General features: G+C 45.1%; 5 protein-coding genes and 1 pseudogene. 5 read left to right on the plus strand and 1 reads right to left on the minus strand.

From position 1 onward, the window contains the following. Positions 1 to 588: 588 nt before the first annotated feature. The 5 genes and pseudogenes from HYR79_12335 (at position 589) to HYR79_12355 (ending at position 6,021) form a co-directional block, all read left to right on the plus strand. Entirely contained in the window at positions 589 to 1,116 is a 528-nt protein-coding gene (locus HYR79_12335; GenBank protein ID MBI1822487.1) for a hypothetical protein, read from the plus strand. A gap of 83 nt (positions 1,117 to 1,199) precedes the next feature. Continuing rightward, on the plus strand, positions 1,200 to 2,177 hold the full coding sequence (locus tag HYR79_12340) for a hypothetical protein (protein ID MBI1822488.1): 978 nt from the start codon (positions 1,200 to 1,202) through the stop codon (positions 2,175 to 2,177). 60 nt (positions 2,178 to 2,237) lie between these two features. Beyond that, on the plus strand, positions 2,238 to 3,203 hold the full coding sequence (locus HYR79_12345) for a peptidoglycan-binding protein (GenBank protein MBI1822489.1): 966 nt from the start codon (positions 2,238 to 2,240) through the stop codon (positions 3,201 to 3,203). A 233-nt stretch (positions 3,204 to 3,436) separates the two neighbouring features. Beyond that, a pseudogene (locus HYR79_12350) lies at positions 3,437 to 3,586 on the plus strand (patatin-like phospholipase family protein). Positions 3,587 to 4,404: 818 nt separating this feature from the next. After that, positions 4,405 to 6,021: a hypothetical protein gene (locus tag HYR79_12355; protein ID MBI1822490.1), complete on the plus strand. Its 1,617-nt coding sequence runs from the start codon at positions 4,405 to 4,407 to the stop codon at positions 6,019 to 6,021. A 439-nt stretch (positions 6,022 to 6,460) separates the two neighbouring features. Here HYR79_12355 and HYR79_12360 read toward each other — a convergent pair. Continuing rightward, positions 6,461 to 6,592 (minus strand): ISL3 family transposase (locus HYR79_12360; protein MBI1822491.1); only part of this gene is annotated, 132 nt, incomplete at its 5' end.

The raw sequence follows: 6,592 nt of genomic DNA on the forward strand, positions 1-6,592 counted from the left end.
AAGAATTGGAAGGATACTTCAGCGAAATAGTCGCGCAGGCGGCCTTTTTGATATTCGAGTGACTCCAGATGAAACGGGGCAAGTCAAAATAAGCTGGTCCAAGAAAGAAAGTTTCCGGGAATGGGCAGCCCTCAGTGAAGGGGTCCCCTTGTTTTACGTGCAATTTACGACGGTAGCGAATTTCAATGTTTTCAAAATGTTCGGATGGCGATATTCGAGAATTATCAAATAAATCAATGGCTTTCTGTTATTTTTCCCCGTCAGCTATTGGAAAGGCGATCAACGGCGTCGACAATCTCTTAAAAGCGCTCCGATTTCAACGCCAAGTGGTTGAACACGGCAAAAACTAGTCTTAAACCGTTCGATTGGAAACTGAAATGTTTCCCGCATAGGCCCAGGAACACGAAATGTTAGAATTCTATTGTTTTCCTCTCCCAAGTAAGTCAAAAATGATACCGAAATCCGTGGTGAACAGCAACTCGTTGTATTTACTGAATTATCTTGAATTAGTCAATCTGAACCTATTGAAAACATTGAAATTCGCTACCGTCGTAAATTGCACTTAAAACAAGGGAACCCCAGTACCGGATGCGAAATCACCTGATTGGAGAATACGGACTGAGTCAACATTGGATCGTGGATGCTCGAATAACCGCTGCAGGGGAATTAGGTCAGAGGCAGGAACTGGATTCGGGGAGGGTAGGAACACGTTATGGCTTAACCGGTACCAACCTCTTCCCATTTGATTTTGCGGTCGCTTTGGAACTTAACGCCGAGAAGAATGAAATCGGAGAAAATGAATTCTTTCTTGAACCAAGATTGATCATTTCGAGATATCTGGACACGTTTTACTGGACATTTAATTTGACCGATGAAGTTTCGTTAAATACTCATCAAAGCTCCTTGACCCCTTCTATGGGATTAAATTATAGTTTGTCTCAAAACCTCTGGGGGGGAACAGAATTAAAATATAATTTCGATATGAGAGCGGGGGCTATTATTCCTCAAGTCCGTTTTCCTCTTTATAAAGAAGTATTTATTAAAACTGGCGTATCGTTTGGATTGAAGGAAAATCACGAAACGTTTTGGAGATTAGCCTTAGAGAAGGAATTGTAGGACTCCATTTATACTTTGCCAAGAGCCTCGCCATTGACCCGGTCTTTAAAAATATTAAACCTTAACCAACCCAAAGGAGAAATATGAATTCGTCGAAGTCTAAAAAAAGCAACCCGATCCATCCCCGGGGAATGACAAAATTAATCTTCCAGGTATTTTTTCAAGTGGCTTTTGGTTTAACGCTTTTTTCACACGCGGCACTGGCCGAAATTGAAATCACCTTAAATAATTCCTTTATTGAAAAATATAAAGACCGGGCCACAATCGATGTCACCTATACCGTCGATAAAGCCCATAAAAGACCCAATCCTGGATCCAAGGACGGAGATATTCATATAGCGGGACGGGCACCCGAAGTGGAACTGGCCACTGTAAGCGAAATCATGAACGCTGCTTCCCAGAAAGACGCGGTCGACCGCATTCACGAAATCGAGGGAACCGATCAAACAGCAAAAATAAGAGGGGCATGGCGACTCTGGTGTGAGCATGGGGGAAGTAGCTCTCAGATTCAAGGGCAAACACTTGCGCCATTCACCACGACAAACCCGGACCATGTCTTTGAAATCCATCCCGTCGTCCAGGTGGACAATATTTCTACTTTAGACTCTCTCATTCCAATCGATGGGTACGATCCCAAAGACGCACACGATGCGTTTACGTCATATGAAAATCTTAAAAGTCAGATAAAACCTGGCAGGAAAACCACGACAATCGTCACTTCGATGGGTGGGTACAACTATGTGGAGTTTATCATGGAAATCAACGGGGACCAACGGGTGATCGATGATGGAAGGATGGTCATGGCTTCCGTTCATGACACAGAGGGGGAGTTATTGGTCCGGAATAAAAGAATGGTATTTCTCAAAGACACTCCTCCGGAGAAAATGGTAAAGGCCTTAAAAAAAGGGGACCGTTTGCACGTGTTGGGGATCCCCAGAATTGATCTTGCTCTGGTGTCATGGCGGAGCAGCCATTCCCAGTCCAAACCAGAAACCCTTAAATGGAATCTTCCTTATGAAATTATTGTCGTCGGTGTGTATGACAGACCCTCAACTGAATAATATGATAGTTCCAAAGACCCGGAGCAGTAAATCCGGGTTTTAAAATAATAGGAGATGCCGATGGTGTATAGATTAGGGGCCGTCGGGCCTGCCGTTAAAACTCTTCAAGAAGCGTTAGCGAAATTGCAACTCTACCTCGGACCGATTGACGGTAACTTCGGTGGGGGGACCGAACGAGCGGTAAAGGCCTATCAGAAAAAACAGCGATTAACGGTAGATGGAATTGTTGGAAATGAGACCTGGGATGAACTGGCTGGGGATCAAGAGCCACCGGATTCCTCTTGGCTGGAAAAGCCGCTATCGTACCGATGTCTGGTTTTAACGGGGACTTTTGAAACAAACGTCCCTCCGCCCGACTGCTTTGCGGGAATAACCGGGGATTTTGACGGTCAGGGGATAAGCCTTGGAGTCTGCCAATGGAACATCGGACAAAGAAGCCTCCAGCCTCTCCTTCTTGAAATGATCCAAACCTATCCTGCTGTATCGAAAAACGTGTTTCAGGACCATTATCCGGAGTGGCTGGCCTGGCTGAAAGCCTCCCAGGAAGAGCAGATGCAGTGGGTCATTCATCTTAAAAACCCAAAACAAAACGGAATAAATGAACCCTGGCAAGGGCTCTTTAAATCCCTATGTCGTACCGAAGAATTTCAAAAGGTTCAGGCCGACACCGCACAGGGGTTATTTCGGAGGGGCATGTCCCTTTGCAAAAAGTACGGAATCAGGTCGGAAAGGGGAGCTGCGCTGATGTACGATATCGTCGTCCAAAACGGGGGAATCGGAAAAATCACGGATGCGCAGATAATAGCTGACTGTAAAAAGATCGATTCCGGACTTTCTTCCGACGATCAGGAGGTAGAGCGTCTGAAAATCATTGCCAACCGGCGAGCGGACGCGGCCAACCCCCGGTGGGTTGAAGATGTTCGGAAACGGAAACTTTGTATAGCCCTTGGAGAAGGGATCGTTCACGGCCGGCATTATGACCTGCTGGGCCAATATGGCATTGGGTTCAATCCCTACTCCGATTGAAATGAATCCCCATCTTTAATCTGACGAGGAGAGTCATGGAATCAGATGAAAATATTTTCCAACGCCAACAAGAACATTCCAAAACTCATGAATTTAATCTCAATTTAACGGAGAATTTATGTGACCATCTGCCTGAAGAAAAAGGCCAGTTTTTTAAAAATCTTTTCGAAGATGAACAAAAACTGATAAAGAAGCGCAAAGAAGCAATTGGCCTTCCTCAGGATGAAACCTTTGTCGGTCTGGCCCTCTCCGGAGGAGGCATTCGGAGTGCGACCTTTTGTTTTGGGGTCCTCCAGGTGCTGGAACGGCTTGGTCTAATGAAACAGGTTGATTATCTTTCCACCGTGTCAGGAGGAGGTTATACCGGATCGGCGTATAGCGCATGGAAATTACGAAAGACGTTATTTCAAAAAGCCGTCCTTCCAGTGAACTGTTCCAAAACAAAAGAACCCCCAGAAAGGCTCGACGATCTCTTAACGCATCTTAGGAAATTCAGCAACTTTTTATCTCCCCGGTTTGGTCTCGGCGCATCTGAAACATGGCGGATGATCGGAACCTACGCACGTAATATCAGTTTACATTGGGTTGTTCTGGTCTCGGCCCTGGTGGCTCTTTTTGCACTGACCTCAATGGGTATCCAATACTCTGTTGTCTTAGGAACGGTCCTTTCCCTCGTGGGATTGGGGTTTGTCGTCAACGGAATAGCCCGCGAATTTAAAGTTAAAGAGGCATTGAAGGAGGCCTCGAAGCCTCCCTACAGATTGGCTAAAAAAGCCCACCTTGAAATGATCGAGTTGCTCCAATCACCCCATTTGGGCCTTTTTTTTGGGTTTTCCTGTTTCGCAATTGGTGTCAGCCTTTTTCTGGTCCTCTCATCTTTTAAGATCGCCGCCAGGGAGAGCTTAGCCGTATGGATTCCAGGCGGGTTTTTTGGGTTGTCGGTCGTTGTGATCGTCGTTATGGGATTTTCCGCGGAATGGCGATGGAAACCGAGGCGTTATAGAAACCTTGTTCCTTTCCTCGGAGGGTATCTTCTCATTTTTCCTCTCCTATATGTTGCCTGGAGAAAGTTATCTGATTATAACCATCAGATTTTTCCGGTAATCGGGGTTAATACGGTCGAGTTTTTTTAAAAATCGATTGGGCCGTGGCTTTTCCCCTCTTCTGGCAAACTGGAGGTGTCTTAATCCTATCGGCGATTATGATGAGTTTAGCGATTGCGACCTTTAGAAATAAGATGGACCGGGAAGAACGGGAATGGTCAACTCGGCTAGTCACCAGTCTTCTTGCTTCGGCCCTGGTCTGGTGTGTCGTGGTTGGATTGGCGCTATTGAGCACTCATTTAGCCATTTCCCTTAAAAGTAGACCGCCTACTCCAATAACGATCCTGATACCAACCGCTTGGGGAGTTTTATCGGTATTGGCGGCAAAATTCGCGAAAGTGTTTTCTGTAAGGGCTTTCAACTCCATCCGGTGGAAAAGAGTATTGTTTTTACTGGCTCCTCCGTTTTTCTTAATCGGATTGCTCTTAGGTGTTGATTTAACGACAGCATGGAGTCTTTTATCCTACGAAAAAACAGCTCAGTGGACTGGATGTGGCTTGCTTGGCCTTTTTGGTGGAATGGCAGCTTTATTTGTCATGTCAGGATGGATGCTCGATCCCAACGAGTTTTCCCTCCATGGTTTTTACAGGGACCGTATAGTCCGCTGTTTCCTGGGAGCAAGTAACGCGGATACATTGGCACCGGATTCCGTTTGGAACATTAAAACGGATGATCTGCATTTAACCTGTCTAAAAGAATCAATTACCCAGGGAGCCCCGTTTCATATTATTAATTCGGCCGTGAATCTCTTTGGAAGTAAATCTCTGAAAGTGCGTCAAAGAAACTGTGATAACTTTATATTGACCCCGACTTCCTCCGGATCCCGGGTGACCAATTATATCGACACACCCGATTCGTTGTATCTGGGTACGGCCTGTGCGATTTCAGGAGCGGCGGTAGGGTCCGGTATGGGATTGGCCACCCAGGGGGCCGGACTGGCTGCTTTAATGACCATCTTTAACGTACGCCTGGGATACTGGTTTGAAAATCCGAAAGCCGTAAAAAATGAGAATAAAAAGCTAAAAATGAAGGGGCATGAACATCCGAGTCGAAAAGAGAGGTGGAAACGGCCGGGGTTCTCGCCCCTGTTCCTAATGGCCGAGGCCTTTTCTCTGACTAATGAAGAGCGGAATTTCGTCAATTTGTCCGACGGAGGGCATTTTGATAACCTTGGCCTCTATGAATTAATCCGGCGACGATGTAAATTCATTATTGTCGTCGATTCGGAGCATGACCCAAATTACAATTTTACTTCCTTAGGGGAAGTCATCCGTTTGGCGCGGATTGATTTCGGAATTGAAATTAAGATTGATTTAAAACAGATCGCTCCCTCAAAAGAAACGACTACATATGCGTCCGGTCATTTTGCTTTAGGAGAAATCGATTATTCAGCTTATTCCGGAAACGAGTATTCAAAAAAAGGGGCCAGTCATCTTGGGGAAACGCAGAAAGGAACCCTCCTTTACATCAAAAGTACGCTTCTTCCGGCAGATCGATGCGCTCACATCTCAAGCGACGTACTGGAATATGCCAAATCCCATCCAGACTTTCCCCATGATTCGACAGCCGATCAGTTTTTTTCTGAAGCTCAGTTTGAATCGTACCGGAAGTTAGGAGAATGTATCGCGGAGAATGTGTTTGGAAGACTCCGGCCCAATTATTCCGACATTGAAGATATTATTTCAGAACTAAAACAACTCAGGGAAAAATCCTAAACGACTTTAGGATTTTTTGGTGTGAACTTATTTATTGCATATCCGACATACAGCATCCATAGGATTCATGAAAAATTTGTCAGAATTGAAAAATGCTCCTCCGCCACTTGTGCCCCGCGGACCAACCACCTCTTAGCATTCGGTTTAGTAAGGTATTTTCCAATCAAATAGGTCTTTTCATTTTTCTGGTGTGAAGCAAGAGGATCATGGACGAAATTACTGTATAAAGAAAGCCCATGGCCTGGCCACGGCCTTGAGCCCGATCTTGGAAAATAAATTTAACCCAAATGTTACCTTTATATCCAGATGTAACCACTTGCTCAGTCATCGATCGTAATAAAGGCTCAAGGACAAAGGTGACTCTTCGTACACCGAAAGTTTCTAATTTATTTAGATAATGGATTATATTTCGTTATTGTTTCAATCTTTTGTTGGCTCCTCAGCAGAATTTGTGGGTTGTTTCCGGTTCTGGCAGATTACCAAGTGTATGATATAAGGCGATTTGTAGGTTTTCTACCGACCGAAAACCGTATGCTTTTCTCATGGTCAGTTTCGCCTTGAGGTTAAATCC

This window comes from Nitrospirota bacterium, assembly GCA_016178585.1.
GTDB lineage: Bacteria > Nitrospirota > Nitrospiria > JACQBW01 > JACQBW01 > JACOTA01.